Below are 19085 nucleotides of genomic sequence, written 5' to 3'. Positions count from 1 at the left end.
ACCCGATCACGCCGTGCACTGCGCGCGCCGCGACCGCGTTGTGGAGGAGTGGACGTCAGACGACGACGAAGGACTGCTCGGCCAGTTCGACCCGGCTGCCGCGCGGCACGAGGTAGCGTCGCCCCGGCTCGCACCGGAGGGCTCCGTCATCCGGCCGCCGTACGACGGTGCCGTTGCCGGAGAAGCGGTCGGCGACCCACAGCACGCCGTCGTGCTCGCCGAACTCGAGATGGGTCTTCGAGACGGAGAGCGTGCGATCGGCGATCTGCACGAGGTGGTCGAACTCCTCGCCGGGCTGCGGCAGCGGCCGACGGCCGATGAGACCGGTGCCGAAGACCGTCAGCGTCTCGCCGGTGCTGAATCGCAGGGTGAACCGCGGCGAGGCCGGCTGGTCCTCCGCCGGCGGCGCGGGCGGCACCGCAGGCGATGCGACGCCCGCCTCGGGCAGCGGCACGGGTGCCGCGAACCCGTCGACGGGCACACTGATCACGCCGCTGTTGCGCTGGGAGGAGCGCAAGCGGTCGACGACCGTCGTGTCACCGGGCCGCGGATCGGCGCGTCGCCGCGTCTCGGGCGTCGCGCTCGTCGAGCTGCCGCATTCGCCGCAGAACATCGCCTCGGCGGGCAGCTCCGCATTGCAGATCCGACACCTCACGAACGTGCTCCTCTCCGGGTCACAGCGTACCCGCCGAGCGAGCGCAGCGAGATCGCGGCCCGGAGCCGATCGATCGGACGACGCGTCTCGCCGAGGCGCCGCTGCAACTCGTCGACCGTCTCCCAGACCCGGCGATCATCGCCGTCTTCGGGCCCGCCGGGAGCGAACACCGCCCGGTCGACCGCCGAGGCGAGCACGAGCGGACCCAGCCCGCCGACCATCGCCGCCTGCTCGGCGCGCGTCGCATTCGGCACGATCGCGTAGCCGTAGTCGCTCGCGGAGTCGGCGAACTCGCGCCACCCGCCCTCGATGCGCTCGACGGCGGTGTCCGCCCGTCGGCGCAGCCGACGACGACGCAGCTTCGCGACCATCACGGCGAGGAACGGGCTGACGATCGCGGCGACGGCGAGGAGCACGAACCCCGAGACCTCGAGGACCCCGAACAGCGCATCGAGCCACGCGCCCGATCCGTCGGACGGGTCGTCGGTCGAGGCATCCGGCTTGGTGGCGTCGTCGTCGACGGGCGTGCGCTCCGCGGGTGGCGGCAGCGCGGACTGCGGCCGCGAAACGCTCTGCGGTTGGTCGGGCTCCTTCTCGGGGATCGGGCGCAGCGGCGGGTTGGGGTCGACCGCGACCCACTCCCCGCCGGAGGTCTGCACCTCGATCCACGCCTGCCGGTCCCCGCTCCGGAAGCGCACGACGTCGGCCTCGACGTCGTACTCGGTTCCCGGCTGACGGAGATACCCGACGACCACGCGTGCCGGGAACCCGATCCGTCTGGCCATGAGCGCCGCGGCGACCGCGTACTGCTCGCCGTCGCCGACCATCGGCCGTTCCGAGGCGAGTTCCGCGATCCGGTCGAGGGCATGCCCCGAACGGCTCCGCTCGCCGTCGAGGCCGTGGCTCACGTAGCCCCGGTGGAATCCCTCGATGACGGCGGCGAGTCGCGGGCCCTCCGCGTTCGCGGCGGGCGCCCACTCGTCGAGAAGGTCCTCGAGGTCGCCCGGCAGTTCGGGCATCGGCGGCAGCACGCTCGTGCCCGGGCGCAGCACCGAGATGTCCCGGGGCGGCACCGGCACCATCGAGACCGCCGTGTACCGGTCGCCGTCGCGGAGCCCCTGCTGAACCGCCGCCGTGCCGGTCACGTCGTTGTAGAAGAATCGCTCGGCGAGCTCTTCGCTGCGCGGCCCGGCGAAGTCGATGCGCTCGAGCCGACCGATCCCGGGCACCCACACGTCGTCGTACCCGAGGATCGAGACCTCGATCCGCTGCTCCTCGCCGTAGTCCTCGGGCTGATCGAGGCGGTAGGGCACTCGGCTGAACCTGCCCGACAATCCGTTGCCGTCGTCGCCGCCCACCGAGTACACGATGCCGTCGTAGCTGTCGAGCACCGCGACCCTGAGGCCGGCGCGCGCCGGGAGTCCGCGCACCTCGAGCATCGGCTGCTCGGCGACGTCGTCGCCGAAGGCGGTGCGGAATCCCGCGAGCGGGCTGTCGTGCTGCTGGGGCTCGAACGGCGGCTGCAGTTCGGAGCGCACCACGGTGCGCGCCGGCATCGGGACCACGAAGGCGGCCGCGGTCGCACCGATGAGCGCGACCGCGATGAGGGCGGATGCCCCGACCACTCGACGAGCGTCGGCGAGCGTCGCCTCGACCGGCCGACCGCTCGAGATGCGCCGGCGCTGCGCGATCCTGATCCGGGCGAGCCACGCGACGGCGGTGACGAAGAAGGCGAGCCCGGCCTCGAGGGCGACGGCGGAGTGCATGACGCCGAGCGCGATGCCGGCGAGCAGGAGCGCCGCCGGCGGCAGTACGGCCAGCGCCGGACGGCGGGAGCGGAGGGCGATGGTCACGGCGCTCGTCGAGGCGATGAGGCCGAGCAGGAAGGGCGGCACGAGGAGCGCCTGGTACGAGCCGACCGGCACCGCGATCGTGACCAGCTGCTTCCACGAGAGCGCGGCCCCCGCCACGAGCTCTGCGAGCCCCGCCGGAGTCGGCAGCAGCCCGAACAGCGCACGATCGGGGACGGCGACCGCCACCCCGAGCACGAGATACGCGGTGACGACCGCGAGCACGACAGCCCATGCCGGCGCCCTGAACCGTGCGCCGGCCACCCCGATCACCGCGCCGGCGACGATGGCGGTGCCCGCCGCGATGAAGAACGCCCCGCTCTCGTACGTCGGCCACCAGGGGATCATCGCTGCGACGAGCATGGCGAGGACGAGGGCGACGCTGAGGACCGCCGACCATCCCATGCCGACCGCCGCATTCCCCGCGCGGGAGTTCATGCGACCGACGCCGATCTCGCGAGCATCGCGCGGAGGTCTTCGAGGTAGCCGATGCCGAACACCGTGAGACCGGCGACGGCGCGCGCGGTCGGTTCCCCCTCCGGCGAGCACTGCACGGCGACGACGTCGACGCCGGCCGGCACCCGGGTCGCGGCCGAACGCAGCGGCCCGACGCCGCGCGCCGTGCCGGTGACCAGCACGGCGAGCGAGAGGCCGTGGAGCGACTCCGCCGCGCTCCGGGCGACATCGGGCAGGAGGGCGACGCGCTCCTCGCGTTCGACGACGCAGAGCGCGTCGACGAGCCGGTCGCGCGAGACGGTCGGGAGCTCGCGCATCGCCCCGATCCGCCCGGCCTGGCGCCCCGAGACCACGAATGTGACGCTGCGCGCGTCGCGGATCGCGCGCGCACCCACCGACGCCGCAGCGCTCACCGCGAGCTCGAACTCGGCGTCGCTCGCATACGCCCCTGCGTCGAGGTCGAGCACGACCATCAGCCGACTTCGCCGGGACTCCTCGAACTGGCGCACCATGAAGGTGCCGGTCTTCGCTGAGCTCTTCCAATGGATGTACCGTCGGTCGTCGCCGGCGACGTACTCGCGCAGCGCATGGAACGCGATGTCGCTCGAGGTGAGATCACGGGTCGGCGAACCCTCGAGATCGCGGATGAACCCGCTGCTGAGCGCCGCGATCGGGACCGTGCGAGGGTGGACCTTGAGCTCGGCGGTCTCCGACCAGATGATCTCCCGGCGCATCAGGCCGATCGGGTCGGCGCGCACCGTGCGTGCAGGACCGATCGGCACGATGCCACGCCGGTCGGTGGGAATGCGGAACTGCACCTCGTACTCGCCGCCCCGGGCGAGGCCCGGCAGCACCCGTTCGACGACCGCGGTGCCGACCGGCAGTTCGAGCTGCACCCCGCCGAATCGGCGACGACCCGGATTGACCGCGACGAGACGCGCCTCCGCGTGTTCGCCGACGACGACTCTCGGGATCGGCACGACGAGCCGAACCTGCCCCGCACCGCGCCCGACGAGCCAGAGCGCCGCGGCCGCGATCAACACGAGGGACGCCCAGCCGAGCGCGATCACCTCGAGCAGGCCGAAACCGTAGCCGACCGCGAGTGCCAGGCCGCTCGCGGCGAGCACGCACCAGCCGAGCGGTGTCACGACACCCTGCACCCCTCGTGCCGCGCCGGCGACGAACGCCGACCCGGCCGCGACCGCGCGCACGGCGCGAGCGATGACGACCGCGAGCACACCCTCGTTCCGGGCCTCCTCGGGGATCGTCGTGCGGGTGGGGCCGAGGGTCACATCGCCTGCCTCGTCGAGGGCGGCGGCGTCTCGATGAGCACCTGCGCGATCATGTTCGAGGCGGTCACGCCGTCGAACTCGGCTTCGGGGTCGAGGATGAGCCGGTGCGCGAGCACGGGCTCGGCGAGCGCCTTGACGTCATCGGGCACCACGTAGTGCCTCCCCCGGCCGGCCGCATGGGTCTTCGCCGTGCGGATGAGGGCGAGCGCGCCCCGCACGCTCACGCCGAGACGCACCTCGCGAGCGGTGCGGGTCGCGTCGACGAGTCTCGAGACGTAGTCGTGGATCGTGGGGTCGACGAACACGGTGCGGGCCAGCGCGGCGAGCTCGATCACCTCGGCGGCGTCGACCTGCGGCTCGACCCGATGATCGTGGGCCCGCTGGTCGGCGCCCTCGAGGATCCTGATGGTCGACGCGTGGTCGGGGTAGCCGATCGAGGTGCGCATGAGGAAGCGGTCGAGCTGCGCCTCGGGCAGCCGGTAGGTGCCCGCCTGTTCGACCGGGTTCTGGGTCGCGATCACCATGAACGGATGCCCCACGGGGTGCGACTGTCCGTCGACGGTGACCTGCCCCTCCTCCATCACCTCGAGCAGTGCCGACTGCGTCTTCGGGCTCGCCCGGTTGATCTCGTCGGCGAGCACGACGTTCGCGAACACCGGCCCTGCGTGGAACTCGAACAGTCCGGAGCGCTGGTCGTAGACCGTCACCCCGGTGATGTCGCCGGGCAGGATGTCGGGCGTGAACTGCACCCGGTTGCTCGAACCCGAGACCGACTGCGCCATCGCCCGCGCCAGGGAGGTCTTGCCCGTGCCCGGCACGTCGTCGAGCAGCAGGTGCCCTTCGCTGAGCAGGGCCGTGAACGCGAGCCGCACGACCCGGTTCTTGCCGAGCAGCACCTCCTCGACCGCGCCGACGAGGCGGTCGAGCGTCGCAGCGAACCGGGCGGCATCATCGGGGGACATCGTCATGACGGCTCCTTACTCGTCGCGGTGAACCGGGCGGTCACACCGGCGACCTCAACATCCAACCAGACCTGGTCGCCCGGACGGACCCCCGCGATCTGGCAGCTCGTGGGTGTCTGCGCCCGTCGACCCCGTTCCCCGTCGATGCCGCAGCTGAAGGCGGCGGGCAGGCCCGAGTTGTCGGGCGGGCTCGTCCATGACCAGCCGGCGGTGCGGTCGTCCCAGAGCCGGCTCGGCAGGGCGAAGGTGAGGGACGGCGATCCGCCGGTGGGCAGCGCCTTCGACCAGGCGCCGCAGCTGCCCCAGACGCTGCAGCCGCGCACCTGGAACCGGCCGGTCTCGCCGAAGTCGAACCGGCCGCCGAGCAGATCCCGCAGCCATCCCGATCCGCGGAACTCGCGCGTCGAGCCGGGAATCTGCACGCCGTTCTCGTCGACGGCGACGATCTCCATGCGCGGCGCATCCACGTCGACGCCGTCGATGCGGCGGTCCCAGGTCTCCGCCCCGTTCCACCCCATCCGGCTGTCGACGCCACCGACGTCGCCGGGCGCCGGACGTACCACGGTGCCGGCGACCGCGGTGTGCGCGCATCCCGCGCGGTTGTAGCCCCAGACGACGAACGAGTAGCGGGCCGACTCCGTCGCCGTCCCGGTGAATCGCACACTCGAGGTGCCGGGGCCCACCCCGAACGTCTCGGCGACGGTGCCGCCCGTCGAGGGCGGCACGACCGCGCCGGGCGCCGGGGCGGTCACCGAGCAGGCCTGCGAACCGCCCGGAACGGCGGTCTCACCCACGACGAGCCGCTGCACGAAATAGCCGGCGATGGCGTCGCCGTTCCCCGAGAACGGCGTCCACGTCACGGTGACGGTACCCGCCGCGGCATCCCCGGCCACGTCGAGCGCGGCGGCGACCGGCTGGCCGAACGGCGTTCCCGTGGCGGTCGCCTCCGTCCACCTCGCGAGCGCCGGGTACGCCTGGTTGCGTGCGCTCACCGCGACCGGCACCCGGCTGCCGTTCGCGATCGCCTGCGAGTCGACGCTGCAGAGCGAGGCGGTGCACGTCGACGCCGCCGAGACCTCGGTCGAGACGCCCGCGACCGTCACGACGTACGACCCGACGGCACTGCCCGGCCCACCGGAGACCGGGCTCCACTCGAGACGGAGCCGCCCGTCGCGCGGGAGCGCGCGGAGCCCGTCGGCGGGCGGGGGGACGACGTCCGACCAGACCGGCCCCGGCACCGCCACCGGGTCCGAGAGCCCGATCCCGTTGCGCGCCCTGATCTCGACGAGCACCGCGTTCGCCTGGCCGTTGCCGGGCGTCGCGATCGTGCAGTTCGTCGCCTCGCACCGGGTCGTCGTGATAGCGTCGCGCGACGTGGGGTCGATCTGCACGAGCTCGTAGCCCGTGATCGGCGAATTGTTGAAGGCACCCGCACCGAAGGCGATGTCGAGCGTGCCGTCGCCGAAGCCGGTGAGCAGGGGCGAGATGATCGGCTCGGGGCGATCCTGCACCGACACCGTCACCGCGGCCCAGGCCCGTCGCGACGGTTCGCCCGTGGCATCCTCGACCTGGTACCTGACCGTGGTGTTGATCGGTGCCGCCGTCTCGGAAACCGTGACGGTCAGCGTCGAGCGGTCCTCGCTCGGCGAGATCGCGACACCGGCGGGGAGATCGCCCAACTCGACGTCGACGACGCGCAGCGGCACCTCGGGGAAGGGGTTGGTCGCCTCGTCGTTCTCCAGCACATCGATCGAAGCGGTGCGCCCCCGCGCGGCGATCGCCGTGTCATCGGCGGGTCGGGCGACGGGCTTCGTGGAGGGCACCAGGCGCAGCACGATCCGGCCGCCGCTGCCGTCGCCCGCGTCGTCGGAGACGCCGATCGCGACGAACGACTCGGTACCGAGTGCGGTCGCCGAGCGAGCGGTGATCGTGAGATCGGTGCCGTCGAGCTCGACGTCGAAGCCCTCGGCCGCGGGGGGCAGCACCTCGTACACGTCGGATGGGCCCGGCGAGCGCGTGAGCCGCGACAGGTCGATCGTCTTCCGTTCGCCCGGCTCGAAATCGATCACCCCGCCCGTGAACGCGGGAGGCTCGTCCTCGTTGGAGCGGACCTCGATCGGGATGACGACGGTGCCCGTGCGCGCGTCGGGGTCGTCGGCCGATTCCCCGTCGGTCGCCGTGAACGAGATCGACGCCGGCCCGACGTACCCGGGTTCGCTCTGGAACCGCAGCGTGTCGCGGTCGACGACGAGCGAGGAGCCGTCGCTGTGGGAGGCCAGCACGCTCGCCTCGTCGGTGAGGCGCACCGGGCGGCCGGAAGCGGCGATGACGAAGTCGGCCAGTTCGAGTTCGACCGCCTCGCCGCTCCGCACCTCGACGTCGGGCGCGTCGGCGCGGAGCTGCGGAAGCGCATCGTCGCGGCCGGGCACCCAGACGAACGCGTGCGCGGTGATCGTCGGATCGTCGGGATGCGACACCATGAACGGGACGATGCGACGGCGATCCTCCACCGTGATCCGGATCGAGCCGTCACCCCGCACCTCCGCCCCGTCGCGGTAGCCGTCGACGAGATCGACCCCGAGGCGTCGCTCGTCGGCGTCGGCGAGGAAGACCCCGCGCAGCACCGGGACGACGACCGATTCCACGCCGACGATGTCGGTCAGGGTGAGCACGGTGTCGGATGCCTCGGGGCGGGCGAGCGGGGCGTCCTCGCGCACGTTCACGGTGAGGAAGCTCGACGCCCGGCCGAGCGACTCGTTCTCGATCGTGTACGGGAATCCCTGCTCGCCCTCCACCGCCGGTACGTCGATCTCGAGACGTTCCCCGTCGATGCGCGCCTCCCCCGCGCCCTCGCCCGGCGAACCGACCTCGACGATCTCGAGGGCGCCGCCCGCCGGATCGAAGTCGTTCTCGAGCACCGGCACCGTGATCGTGCGGTCGGGCCGTACCGTGATGACGTCCTCGACCGCGACGGGCGCCTCCGGGCGTTCGTCGCGCGGCGCGATGCCGATCCGCACCGTGCCTTCGGCCCGGCCGCCCAACGCATCGATGACGGCGTAGGCGAAGGTGTCGGTGCCTGCGGAATAGTCGGCCGCGCGATAGTCGAGCCAGTCGGGACCGCCGGCTTCGATCGTCCCGAGCTCGGTGTTCGACTGCTGCCCCAGCAGTTGCACCGAGTCGCCGTCGGGGTCGATGCCGCCGAGCGGGATCCGGATGCGCACCGTCCCCCCGGCGATCACCCGGGCGTCGACCGTCTCGGGGACGGGATCGGCGTTCGTCGCGGGATCGGATTCGCTCACCGAGATCGACACCGTGGCGTTCGCGAACTGGCCCCGCTCGTCTTCGACGCGGTAGGCCGCCGTGTAGCTGCCCGGCGTCTCGGGGGCGAAGTAGCGCAGGCGGTCTCCCGAGGCGAACAGCAGGCCGTCATCGGGCGTCGACGCGAGTTCGGGCGAGAGCAGCAGCGGGATGCCGTCGGGATGCTCGTCGTTCTCGAGCACGGGGATGTCGACGACGTCGCCCGTGCGAACGGAGACGGTGTCGTCGGCGGCGACCGGCGGCTGCGCGAGCGCCGGCTCGGGCACCTGCACGAGCGTGACCTCGCCCTCCGCCTCGGCGAGGCCATTGCTCACGCGGTAGGTGAAACTCGTCGAACCCGATTCGAGCGGCGCCGTCAGGGTCACCCGCAGCAGTCGATGCTCGATGATCTCGATCTGCACGCCGGCCTGATCGCGCGCGGCATCGGTGATGACGAGCACGCCGCCCGTCGGGTCGATGTCGGTGGCGAGCACGTCGACGTCGGCCGGGTCGTCGACGCGGAGGAAGGCCGTGTGCGGCACGGTGACGGGAGTCGGATCGCGATCGGGCGGGGGCTGCACGTCGACGCGCACGATGCCGGTGACCGGGGCTCCGCCATCGCTCACCGTGTATTCGAGGTGATGGGTGCCCACCGAGAGACTCGAGAATCGGAAGGTGCCGCCGTCGTAGTCGGGCGTGATCTCGACCTCGGGCTTGGCCGGGACGGCCGTCAGCCCGACCTGCCCCGTTCCGCCGCGGACATGGCGGAGCGGATCGATCCGGATCTCGTCGCCGGCGGTCGCCAGTGCGATGAAGGGCTCGGCCACGATCGGCACCTCCCCCGCGGGATGCACCGTGACCTCGAGTGATCCCGACGCCTCGGCCCGCCCGTCGGAGACGGTGAGCGCGACGACGCGTTCGCCCGTCGAGCCGCTGCCCTCGTGGAAGACGACCGTGCCCTCGGCCGACCATGAGACCCGATCGGGCGCGTCGGCCGCCGACTCGGCGAGGAAGACGGGATCGCCGTCGGGATCGACCCAGTCGCCGAGCACCGGGCTGGTGAGCCGGCCGTCCACGGCGACATCGGCTCTGATGCGCCGACGCTGCTCGGGTGCCGCGTTCTCGTCGCTGCCGCGCACGGTCACCTCGACCTCGGCCGTGGCGCTTCCGCCGTGCCCGTCACCGACGCGGTAGGCGAAGCGGAGCACCCCGGTCGCCCCGTCGGCGAGCGTGAGCTGCAACTGCTGGTTGTCGGAGACGAGGTCGAGGCGTGCCCATTCGGGCAGGCGCTCCTCGGGCTGCTCGATCATCAGCACGTCGCCGTTCGCATCGTAGTCGTTCAGCAGTACCGGCAGCAGGGTCGACCTCCCGGGGCGGGCGCCGAAGACGTCGTCCTCGGCGACCGGTTCGACGCTGCGCTTCTCGATGGTCGGTCGATCCTCGGGATCGTTGCGTTCGAGCTGCTCGTCGTCGCGCTCGGCCTCGAGCAGTTCCTTCCAGTTGTCGATGCGCTGATAGTCGCGACTCGCAGCCCAGGTGCGCCCGTTGCCGCGATCGTTGAGCACGAGGGCGGTGCCGTTGGCGAGGAAATCGAGGTCGTCGCCCGTGGCGCCGTCGAGCGGGAACAGTTCTCCGGGTGCCCCGTCGCACGATCGCCACGCGTCGCCGCCCGACCAGGCCGCGTGGACGCAGCCGCCTTCGACCACAGGGGCGACGGGTACGCCGGAGCGGCCCGCGACCGCTCGTCGCACCGCTCCGCTGTCGGGGTCGACGGCGAGGAGCGCCCGGTTGGTGGCGATCCAGATCTCATCGCCCGCCGACGAGGCGAGCTGCACCCGGGCGTCGTCGGGACCGATCTCGGCCGAGAGGTCGATCGCGCGGCCGTCGAGCGAGAGCACGCCGGTGTCGGCGTCGAGGACGGCCCAGCGCCCGCCCGCGGATGTGATCTGCAGTTCGTGGTCGGCCGCCGGATCGATCCGCCATTCGGACGACACCGTCGCGCTGCGGGCCGCATCGACCTTCACCACTTCGCCGGCCGAGGGTGTGACGGCGAACATCAGGCCGGCGGGATCGACCGAGATCACCGCGTCGGCGCCGAAGCTCAGCGCCGCGTCTGCGTCGGCGGAGAACTCGGCGAACTCGGCGAGCGGAGTGCGCCACACGTCACCGTCGGCGGCGAGCACCACCTGAGAGCCGGCGAGCGCGAGCGTCGTGACGTCGGGCGGCACCGCGACCGGCTGGGTCAACTCGCTGGTCGCCGCGTCGACGATGCCGACGCTCGAGCGATCGGCGTCGAGCACGAGCACGGTCGATCCGCGCTGCACGATCGTGGCGCCCCCGCCCGTCTCGACGACCGAGTTGAGCTCGAACGCCGCGGTGTTCGCACGACCGACCGATTGGGCTCCCTCGTTCGCGACCCAGACCGCCGCGTCGCCGAGATCGACGCGCTGCGAGGTGTAGCCGCCGCTGGTGACCGCGATCGTGCCCACGAGGCCGACCACCGCGGCGACCGCGGCGGCGGTGAAGACCGCCGAGCGATGACGCCGCGGGATCGAGAACCGCATCAGCCGACTCCTTCGACCTCGACGCAGCGCTCGGTGCTCGACGCCCCCGACTTGCCGTCGCGCGTGACGGTCACGCTCGCGCAGACGCGGTCGCGTTCGCCCGCGTCGATCGAGTAGCTGGTCTCGCGCTGCATCGGCGAGGCTGCGCCGTCGACCCTGACGATGTAGGCGTCCCCCGACTGGAGACCGGGGTCGACCCACTCGAAGGTGACTTCGGTGCCGTCGGCGATGCCCCGAACCTCGGTGACCACGGGAATGGCCCGCGTGTTCTGAATCACGGTGACGACGCCCGCGCCGACGAGCCCGAGCAGGAGTACCGCCACGATCGAGATGCCCCAGGCGAGCCGACCGGCGGTCGGCGGGGCACTGCGCCCCCGCGATCCGGTCGTCTCGGCGAGCCCGGTTCGAGACGACGGCGAGGGTCGCTGAACCGCGGCGCGACGCCGGCGTCGCACGAGGTCGGCGGTCGGCCGCGACGGGTTCACCCTGGTGCGTTCATCGAGATCGACGGCCGTGGCGAGGGCCCAGTCGTCCATCGCGACCTCGATCGGCGTCTGCGGGAGTCCCAGCTCCTCTTCGACCGCCTGGAGGTCGCGAATGAACTCGAGTGCCCCGCTCTGCCTGGCCTTCGGTTGCTTCGACATCGCGCGTGCGAGCACCGCCTCGAGGCTCGCGGGCACGTCGACCCGCCCCGTGGGCGGAAGCTTTCCCTTCGAGATGCGGGCGATGAGCGCCTGCGCCTGATTGTCGCCGCCGATCACCTCGAACGGGCTGCGTCCCGCGAGCAGGGAGTACACGGTGGCGCCGAGCGACCAGACCTCGCTCGCCACCGTCCCGGAGACCTCATCGCGGAGCACCTCGGGCGCCGACCAGGGAATCGACAGTCCGACCGGCTCGGAGATCTCGGCCTGCCCGAGTGTGGCCGCGATGCCGAAGTCGGCGAGGACCGGGTGACCGTAGGCGGTGGTCAGGATGTTCGAGGGCTTGATGTCGCGGTGCAGCACCCCCGAGCGGTGCGCGGTCTCGATCGCGCTCGCGACGCGCACTCCGATCGACAGCACCTCGCCGAGCGGCAGCTGGACGGCACGGTAGCGTTGGCCGATCGAGGCCGAGCAGTATTCCATGACGAGGTACGGTCGGCCGTCGGCGGCGACGCTCGCCTGGTAGACGGTCAGGATCGAGGGGTGCGAGCTCAGCTGGGCCATGAGGTTCGCCTCGGCCTGGAACATCTGGCGCAGGTCGTCGTTCACGACCCCCGCGAGCAGGACCTTCACCGCGACGAGACGGCGCGGCATGTTCTGTTCGTAGAGGAACACGTCGGCGAACCCACCGGAGCCCAGCACTCTGATGAACTCGAAGCCGGGAAGGGTCGGCGGGGTGGACGGTAGTCGTCGTGTCACGATCCCCCCTGTGCTCCTCGGGTCGTCTTCGGCAGGATCGGTGGAGACGTGGGCCCGGTGCCCACCATTGTAGGCTTGCGCCGCCGCGGGACATCAGGGTCGCGGGGCCCGGGAGACCTGCTTCAGGCTCTCGCCGACTCGCCGCCTTCGCCGTCGAGTTCGAGGTCGCCGCTCGGCTCCGGGCGCACGACCTTCAGCACGTCGACGACGATGACGGTGACGTTGTCGCGTCCGCCGTTGCCGAGTGCGGCATCGACGAGCTGTGCCGCAGCCTTCTCCGCGTTCTGGTTGGCGAGGAGGAAGTGGCGGATGCCGTACGAGGTCAGCTCCTTCGTGAGTCCGTCCGAGCAGATCAGCAGCCGCATTCCGGCCTCGACGGCGATGGCGCGATAGTCGGGGATCGGCGCCTCGTGGAAGCCGACGGCTCGCGTGATCACATTGGAATGCGGGTGGGTGTCGGCCTCTTCACGGGTGATCTGGCCCGCGTCGACCAGTTCTTGCACGATCGAGTGGTCGACGGTGAGCTGTTCGAGCACGCCGCCGACGAGGCGGTACACGCGAGAGTCCCCGATGTTGAACACGATCCAGGCGGGCTCGTCCGAGATGGTGCCGATCGCGGCGCCCGTGACGGTGGTGCCGCTGCCTTCGTCGGTGACCCCTGCTCCGCGGCCCATGTCCTGCACGGCGCGATGCAATGAGGCGTCGATCTCGGGTGTGCCGATCGCGGACTTGCCTCCGTGCTCGGCGAGCCGGGTGACGACGGCGGCGCTCGCGAAGTCGCCGGCGGCGTGGCCGCCCATCCCGTCTGCGACGGCGAACACGGGCGCCTGGGCGACGTAGCTGTCTTCGTTGACCTCGCGCCGCAGCCCGGTGTCCGTGATCGCCGCCCAGGCGAGGGTGACCTGGGTGCCGTCGGGCAGGGTGACCCGGTGGCGGGCGTTGCCGTTGCCTATCTGCGTCACGTGTTCGGCCTGCTGTCTGCTCTCGGCGTCGGATCGACTCCCGGGGGTCGGAGGATCTCGACGATCGTATCGTCTCCGAGGTCGAGCCTCATGCCCGGGACGACCACGATCGATTCGCCTGCCCGCAGCCGGCGCGTGCCGTTCCGGCCGAACACGATGGTGCCGTTCGTCGAGCGGAGATCGCTCGCGACGAGGCGTCCGCCCTCGACGCGAAGTTCGAGATGCGTTGAGGACACCACCCGCCTCGGCGATTCGACCTGCACGAGTCGGGGCACGGGCCCGTCGGCCGGGGCGATGCGCGGTGCGGCGGGCCTTCGCCCGATGAAGACCGGGCCCGCGGGGGTGAACGTCGCACCCCCCGCGATGCGCACGCTCGGAACCGCGCGCGCCGGGTCGTCGAGCGCGGCCCCGCCCTCGACGACCGGGTTCGATCCGCTCGGCGGACCCGACGCGGCGTCGGCCGTGACCGCCAGCACGGTGTCGACGTCGGCCGCCGGATGCCTCGCGGAGACCGTCTCGGCCTCGTGCGCGAGCAGCTCCCCCTGGGCGTCTTCGACGCGATGCCACTCGATCGCGGACGCGCGCAGGCTGGCGCGGGCATGGGCGACGACGGCACCGCCGCCGAGTCGCGCGAGCGGCGCGCCCGCCGCGGTGAGCCGGATCCCGGTCACGTCGTGGAACTCCGCGAGATGCCACGGGCGGAGTCCCCGCCCATCGAAGCGGCGACTGCCGCCGGGCGAATCGAGGTCGATGACGGCGTCGCCGCGCACGACCGCGGTCACCGTTCCCGGGTCGGTTCCGCTCCACCAGGCGAGGGCGAAGGATCCACCGGGGTCGTCGAGCGGCGCAGGAATGATCGAGACGAGCCGCTCCAGACTCGCCCGCGGATCTCCGGCGGCCTCGGCCAGCGCCTCGAGCGCGCGCGGGTCGGCCGGCGCGCCGAGGATCGCGATGAAGCACTCACCGACGATCGAATCCCACGCCGGGGCGCCCGCGGTCGCGAGACTCGTGACCGACCCCAGAAGCATGTCGCTCAGTCTGGCACTGCGCTGTGCCTCCGGGCGAGCGTGATCTGCGCCGCCGAGCGAGGTCGAATGCATGGAATCCGTTGTCGAAAGCACCGAATTCGACGGAATCGCTTGCGAGAGGCGCTCGGCACTGTCACAATCGAGTCCATGACGAACGCAAGTCGTTCCAACGGGAATCGGCCGATGCAGCTCGATGAGGTCTCGAAGGCGATCATCGAGCAACTCCAGGCCGACGGGCGCCGCTCGTACGCCGACATCGGCAAGGCGGTCGGCCTCTCCGAGGCCGCCGTCCGCCAGCGCGTGCAGCGCCTGACCGAGTCGGGCGTGATGCAGATCGTGGCGGTGACCGATCCGATGCAGCTCGGGTTCACCCGCCAGGCGATGATCGGCATCCGCGCGTCCGGCGACACCCGGGTCCTCGCCGAGCAGTTGGCCGAGATCGCCGAGATCGACTACGTCGTGCTCACCGCGGGCAGCTTCGACCTGCTCGCCGAGGTGGTTTGCGAGAACGACGAGGAGCTCATCTCTCTGCTGAACTCGCGCATCCGCAGCCTCGACGGCGTGAACTCGACCGAGACGTTCGTCTACCTCAAGCTCCAGAAGCAGTTCTACAACTGGGGCACTCGCTAAGAAGGGAAGATCATGACCGACACGGTCTACGACAACGCCGCGCTGCAGCAGAAGGCGAAGGACCATCTCTGGATGCACTTCGCCCGGCAGTCCACGATGGAGACCTCGGGCGTGCCGATCATCACCCGCGGCGAGGGCCACCGGGTCTTCGACATCAACGGCAAGGGCTACATCGACGGCCTCGCCGGACTCTTCGTCGTCAACGCCGGTCATGGCCGCAAGCGCCTCGCGCAGGCCGGCGCGAAGCAGGCCGAGGAGCTGGCCTTCTTCCCGATCTGGTCGTACGCCCACCCGAAGGCGATCGAGCTCGCCGACCGCCTCGCCGAGTACGCGCCCGGTGATCTCAACCACGTGTTCTTCTCGACCGGCGGCGGCGAGGCCGTCGAGACCGCCTACAAGCTCGCGAAGAACTACTGGAAGCTCATGGGCAAGCCGAGCAAGTACAAGGTGATCTCCCGCGCCCTCGCCTACCACGGCACCCCCCAGGGTGCGCTCGCCGTCACCGGCCTGCCGATCAAGGCGCCGTTCGAACCGATCACCCCCGGCGGGTTGCGCGTTCCGAACACGAACTTCTACCGCGCCGCCGACATGGGTGCCCCCACCGGCAGCGAGGAGGAGTTCGGCATCTGGGCGGCGAACCGCATCGAGGAGCAGATCCTCATGGAGGACCCCGACACCGTCGCGGCGGTCTTCCTCGAGCCGGTGCAGAACTCGGGCGGCTGCTTCCCGCCGCCCCCCGGCTACTTCCAGCGTGTCCGCGAGATCTGCGACAAGTACGACGTGCTGCTCGTCTCCGACGAGGTCATCTGCGCGTTCGGCCGCATCGGCCACATGTTCGCGTGCGACGAGTACGGCTACGTGCCCGACATGATCACCTGCGCGAAGGCGATGACTTCGGGGTACGCCCCGATGGGTGCGACGATCATCAACGAGCGCATCTACGAGCCGTTCTCGAAGGGCGACACCACCTTCTACCACGGCTACACCTGGGCGGGTCACCCGGTCTCGGCGGCCGTCGCGCTCGAGAACCTCGACATCTTCGAGGAGGAGAACCTCCTCGAGCACGTCCGTGACAACTCGCCGCTGTTCCGCGCCGAGCTCGAGAAGCTCAACGATCTGCCGATCGTCGGTGACGTTCGCGGCGCGGGCTACTTCTTCGCCGTCGAGCTCGTGAAGGACAAGGCGACGCGCGAGACCTTCAACGAAGACGAGTCGGAGCGGCTCCTCCGCGGCTTCCTCTCGACCGCGCTGTTCGACGCGGGTCTCTACTGCCGTGCCGACGACCGCGGCGACCCCGTGATCCAGCTCTCGCCGCCGCTCACGATCGGCGTCCCCGAGTTCCAGGAGATCGAGCAGATCCTCCGGAGCGTGCTCACCGAGGCATCCAACCGCCTCTGATCGCGTACGGCCCTCCGGGGGCGGCGTCGGATCCGTCCGGCGTCGCCCCCTTCTGCATCCCCTGCGTCTCGGGTACCCGTTCACCCGGCGTCGGCCTCGCGAGGACTGGTGAAAGCCCATTCCGGGAGCGCTCCGCTGCCGAGGTATCGGTCGAGCAGCCCCGCCATGGTGTGCGCTGGATCGAGTTCGAGCGCGGCATCGAGGAGCACGCCCGCCGCCGACCCGCGCCCGAGCCCCCACAGGAGCCAGGCCATGATGCACAGCGGGCCCACCCGATGCGACTCGGGTGCGACGGCGATCAGGCCGCGGAGGACTTCGATCGCGCGTTCGACGCGTGGTCGCTCGGGCCGGAGTCCGGTCTGCCCCATGATCAGCCGGGCGAGCAGCTCCGACACCGCCTCCCCCGACCCCGCCGCGAGCTCGCCCGACACGAGTTCGTCGACCGTCATGCCCGCCAGTTCCGCACGCTCCAGGCTCTCCATGGCGTCGTCGTGCGCGGCGGCGCCGATCAGCGGGCCGAAGGCGAACTGCAGCATCATTCCGTCGCGGAACGCGGGCCGGGCCGCCAGGTGCAGGAACCACGCGACCGCACGCGCCGGCACCGTACCGGGTTCGAGCAGGTGCTCGACGAGCTCGACCGGATCGAGGTCGTCGCCGAGCCGCGTGAACTCCGCGCCGCCCGGACCGGCGGTCTCGAGTCGTTCGAGTGCACGCGCGACGGCGGTCGCCCGTCTCGGTTCGCCCTCGGGGATGCGGGCGTGCACGGCGGACTCGTGACGCCCGTCGTCGGCGCCCCGTCCGGGCACCGACGCGGCGATGAGTGCGAGGGGATGCCCCGTGGCGCCGAGCGCGGGATCGCGGTACGAACCCCAGCCGTCGTTCGCGACGCAGAGCTCGTCGCGCACGGCGAAGCCCGCCTCCGTCGCGCGCGCCGCGAAGAGCTCGACGAGCCGGCGCTCGGGGGCCTCGCCCCGATCGGCGAAGCCCGCATCGGTGTAGACGACGGGAACCACCCCGTCGACGCCGGGCATGCGGCAGAGCGTGGCGACGACGGCCGCGACGAGCGTGCTGCGGTCGCGCGGGCGTCGAGGGAGGTCGTGCCGGAGCACGCCGACGGTTCGGTGCCCGACGAATGCGACGCAGACGAGCGAGCGCATCGGCTCGAAGCCCGCGAGGCTCGGCACGAGGGCCAGGAACTCTTGCGCCGATCCGGCGCGGATGATGGTGGTCATGCCCCCGAGGGTGCCTCGCTTCGACCGCCCACCCGTCGACGCTCGATCGCCGAGACGACGAACGACGAACGGCGAGGCCTGTGGAGGAGGAGTGGGTCGTGCGCCGACTCCGTCCTATCCACTCCTCCTCCACAGCGCCCGCGTTCGCGGGCGGCCTCGCGATGTCCGAATCCCGCGAGAGGCTGTCAGCGGTCGAGGCTACGCTCGGAGCATGACCAACGTGTTCCTCATCCGCCTCGACAGCCCCATCGGCCGCATCGAGGTGCTCGCCGACGACGCCGCCGTGACCGGCCTCTCGATCGAACGCGACGGCGCCCTCCCCCACGACGGCGCGCCCGAGCGGTCCAATCCCGTGCTCGATCGGGCGCGGGTCGAACTCGACGAGTACTTCGCCGGCGCCCGCACCGAGTTCGATCTCCCCGTGCGGCTCGAGGGCACCGAGTTCCAGCAGGCGGTCTGGGCAGAACTCGGGCGCCTCGGTTGGGGCGAGGCGATCTCCTACGGTTCGCTCGCGGCCGCGGTCGGCCGACCCGGCTCGGCGCGGGCGATCGGCGGCGCCGTCGGCGCGAACCCCGTGCCGATCATCGTGGGCTGCCACCGCGTGCTCGCCGCCGACGGGCGCATCACCGGGTACTCGGGCGGCGAGGGCGTCCCCACGAAGCTCTGGCTCCTCGGGCACGAGCGCATCGGCTTCGCCGCGTGAGCGCGATCCCCCGGCCCGACGTGGTGGTCGGCGACGACGGGCTCGCTCGATGCGCTTGGGGCGCCGCCGACCCCGAGTACCGCCGCTATCACGACGAGGAGTGGGGCACTCCGCAGCACGATCCGCAGCGGCTCTTCGAGAAGGTGTGCCTGGAGGGCTTCCAGGCCGGGCTCTCGTGGATCACCATCCTCAGGCGACGGCCCGCATTCCGCGAGGTGTTCCACGGCTTCGACCCGCAACTCGTCGCGGCGATGACCGATGACGACGTCGAGCGGCTCCTCGGCGACGCGCGTCTCATCCGGCACCGCGGCAAGATCCGCGCGACGATCACGAACGCGCGGGCGACGCTCGATCTCGAGATCCCGCTCGACGAGCTGCTCTGGCGCTTCGCGCCCCCCGTACGCACCGCTCCCCCGGCGTCGCTCGCCGAGGTCCCTGCCATCACCGCCGAGTCGAACGCGATGAGCCGAGAGCTGCGTCGTCGCGGCTTCGCCTTCGTCGGCCCGACCACGATGTACGCACTCATGCAGGCGAGCGGCATGGTCGACGACCACGTCGACGGGTGCTTCAGGGCCGCAGCCCACGTGCACGCCTGATCTCCATACGAAGGTGCCCGCGAATGCGATCGCGAACCACGTGTCGAGCCGAGGCGTGCG

13 protein-coding genes are annotated in these 19085 nt (G+C 71.5%); 4 read left to right on the top strand and 9 right to left on the bottom strand.

Annotated elements, in window-relative coordinates; genetic code table 11:
- Positions 1–55: 55 nt before the first annotated feature.
- The 8 genes from H516_RS21145 to H516_RS21140 all read right to left on the bottom strand — a co-directional run bounded on the left by H516_RS21145 (position 56) and on the right by H516_RS21140 (position 14466).
- Entirely contained in the window at positions 56–655 is a 600-nt protein-coding gene (locus tag H516_RS21145) for a zinc ribbon domain-containing protein (protein WP_084620268.1), read from the bottom strand.
- A complete protein-coding gene (locus H516_RS0104065) occupies positions 652–2943 on the bottom strand; it encodes a transglutaminase TgpA family protein (protein ID WP_084620265.1) in 2292 nt (763 codons plus the stop codon). Before H516_RS0104065 ends, H516_RS21145 begins: the two co-directional genes overlap by 4 nt.
- The gene (locus H516_RS18205; protein WP_022888444.1) at positions 2940–4253 is read right to left on the bottom strand and encodes a DUF58 domain-containing protein; all 1314 of its coding nucleotides are present in this window, start codon (positions 4251–4253) and stop codon (positions 2940–2942) included. The genes H516_RS0104065 and H516_RS18205 overlap by 4 nt, the downstream gene beginning before the upstream one ends.
- The gene (locus H516_RS0104055) at positions 4250–5221 is read right to left on the bottom strand and encodes an AAA family ATPase (protein WP_022888443.1); all 972 of its coding nucleotides are present in this window, start codon (positions 5219–5221) and stop codon (positions 4250–4252) included. Before H516_RS0104055 ends, H516_RS18205 begins: the two co-directional genes overlap by 4 nt.
- Entirely contained in the window at positions 5218–11076 is a 5859-nt protein-coding gene (locus H516_RS18200; RefSeq protein WP_051138669.1) for an Ig-like domain-containing protein, read from the bottom strand. The genes H516_RS0104055 and H516_RS18200 overlap by 4 nt, the downstream gene beginning before the upstream one ends.
- Positions 11076–12476: a serine/threonine-protein kinase gene (locus tag H516_RS0104045; RefSeq protein ID WP_026378398.1), complete on the bottom strand. Its 1401-nt coding sequence runs from the start codon at positions 12474–12476 to the stop codon at positions 11076–11078. The genes H516_RS18200 and H516_RS0104045 overlap by 1 nt, the downstream gene beginning before the upstream one ends.
- 122 nt (positions 12477–12598) lie before the next feature.
- Positions 12599–13438, bottom strand: a complete 840-nt coding sequence (locus tag H516_RS18195) for a PP2C family protein-serine/threonine phosphatase (protein WP_084620262.1) — start codon at positions 13436–13438, stop codon at positions 12599–12601.
- On the bottom strand, positions 13435–14466 hold the full coding sequence (locus H516_RS21140) for an FHA domain-containing protein (protein ID WP_169513491.1): 1032 nt from the start codon (positions 14464–14466) through the stop codon (positions 13435–13437). The genes H516_RS18195 and H516_RS21140 overlap by 4 nt, the downstream gene beginning before the upstream one ends.
- 183 nt (positions 14467–14649) lie before the next feature.
- Here H516_RS21140 and H516_RS0104030 point away from each other — a divergent pair, with 183 nt between their 5' ends.
- Positions 14650–15096 carry an Lrp/AsnC family transcriptional regulator gene (locus H516_RS0104030; RefSeq protein WP_425393471.1) on the top strand — a complete coding sequence of 149 codons (447 nt, stop codon included), beginning with the start codon at positions 14650–14652 and terminating at the stop codon, positions 15094–15096.
- Positions 15097–15108: 12 nt separating this feature from the next.
- The gene (locus tag H516_RS0104025; RefSeq protein ID WP_022888438.1) at positions 15109–16494 is read left to right on the top strand and encodes an aspartate aminotransferase family protein; all 1386 of its coding nucleotides are present in this window, start codon (positions 15109–15111) and stop codon (positions 16492–16494) included.
- 80 nt (positions 16495–16574) lie between these two features.
- Here H516_RS0104025 and H516_RS0104020 read toward each other — a convergent pair whose 3' ends face one another.
- Positions 16575–17726 carry a DUF4192 family protein gene (locus H516_RS0104020; protein WP_022888437.1) on the bottom strand — a complete coding sequence of 384 codons (1152 nt, stop codon included), beginning with the start codon at positions 17724–17726 and terminating at the stop codon, positions 16575–16577.
- Positions 17727–17937: 211 nt separating this feature from the next.
- Between H516_RS0104020 and H516_RS0104015 the strand changes: the two genes are divergently transcribed.
- Positions 17938–18429 carry a methylated-DNA--[protein]-cysteine S-methyltransferase gene (locus H516_RS0104015; protein ID WP_022888436.1) on the top strand — a complete coding sequence of 164 codons (492 nt, stop codon included), beginning with the start codon at positions 17938–17940 and terminating at the stop codon, positions 18427–18429.
- A gap of 5 nt (positions 18430–18434) precedes the next feature.
- A complete protein-coding gene (locus H516_RS0104010; RefSeq protein ID WP_026378397.1) occupies positions 18435–19025 on the top strand; it encodes a DNA-3-methyladenine glycosylase I in 591 nt (196 codons plus the stop codon).
- Positions 19026–19085: the final 60 nt, after the last annotated feature.

This window comes from Agromyces italicus DSM 16388 (assembly GCF_000421545.1).
GTDB lineage: Bacteria > Actinomycetota > Actinomycetes > Actinomycetales > Microbacteriaceae > Agromyces > Agromyces italicus.
This window is presented reverse-complemented; position numbering and strand designations above follow the sequence as displayed.

Excerpts from the sequence above, each read along its gene's own strand:
- H516_RS0104025 (WP_022888438.1), top strand. The coding sequence starts at position 15,109 with ATGACCGACACGGTCTACGACAACGCCGCGCTGCAGCAGAAGGCGAAG.
- H516_RS0104065 (WP_084620265.1), bottom strand. The coding sequence starts at position 2,943 with ATGAACTCCCGCGCGGGGAATGCGGCGGTCGGCATGGGATGGTCGGCG.
- H516_RS0104020 (WP_022888437.1), bottom strand. The coding sequence starts at position 17,726 with ATGACCACCATCATCCGCGCCGGATCGGCGCAAGAGTTCCTGGCCCTC.
- H516_RS0104030 (WP_425393471.1), top strand. The coding sequence starts at position 14,650 with ATGCAGCTCGATGAGGTCTCGAAGGCGATCATCGAGCAACTCCAGGCC.
- H516_RS0104055 (WP_022888443.1), bottom strand. The coding sequence starts at position 5,221 with ATGACGATGTCCCCCGATGATGCCGCCCGGTTCGCTGCGACGCTCGAC.
- H516_RS0104015 (WP_022888436.1), top strand. The coding sequence starts at position 17,938 with ATGACCAACGTGTTCCTCATCCGCCTCGACAGCCCCATCGGCCGCATC.
- H516_RS18200 (WP_051138669.1), bottom strand. The coding sequence starts at position 11,076 with ATGCGGTTCTCGATCCCGCGGCGTCATCGCTCGGCGGTCTTCACCGCC.
- H516_RS21140 (WP_169513491.1), bottom strand. The coding sequence starts at position 14,466 with ATGCTTCTGGGGTCGGTCACGAGTCTCGCGACCGCGGGCGCCCCGGCG.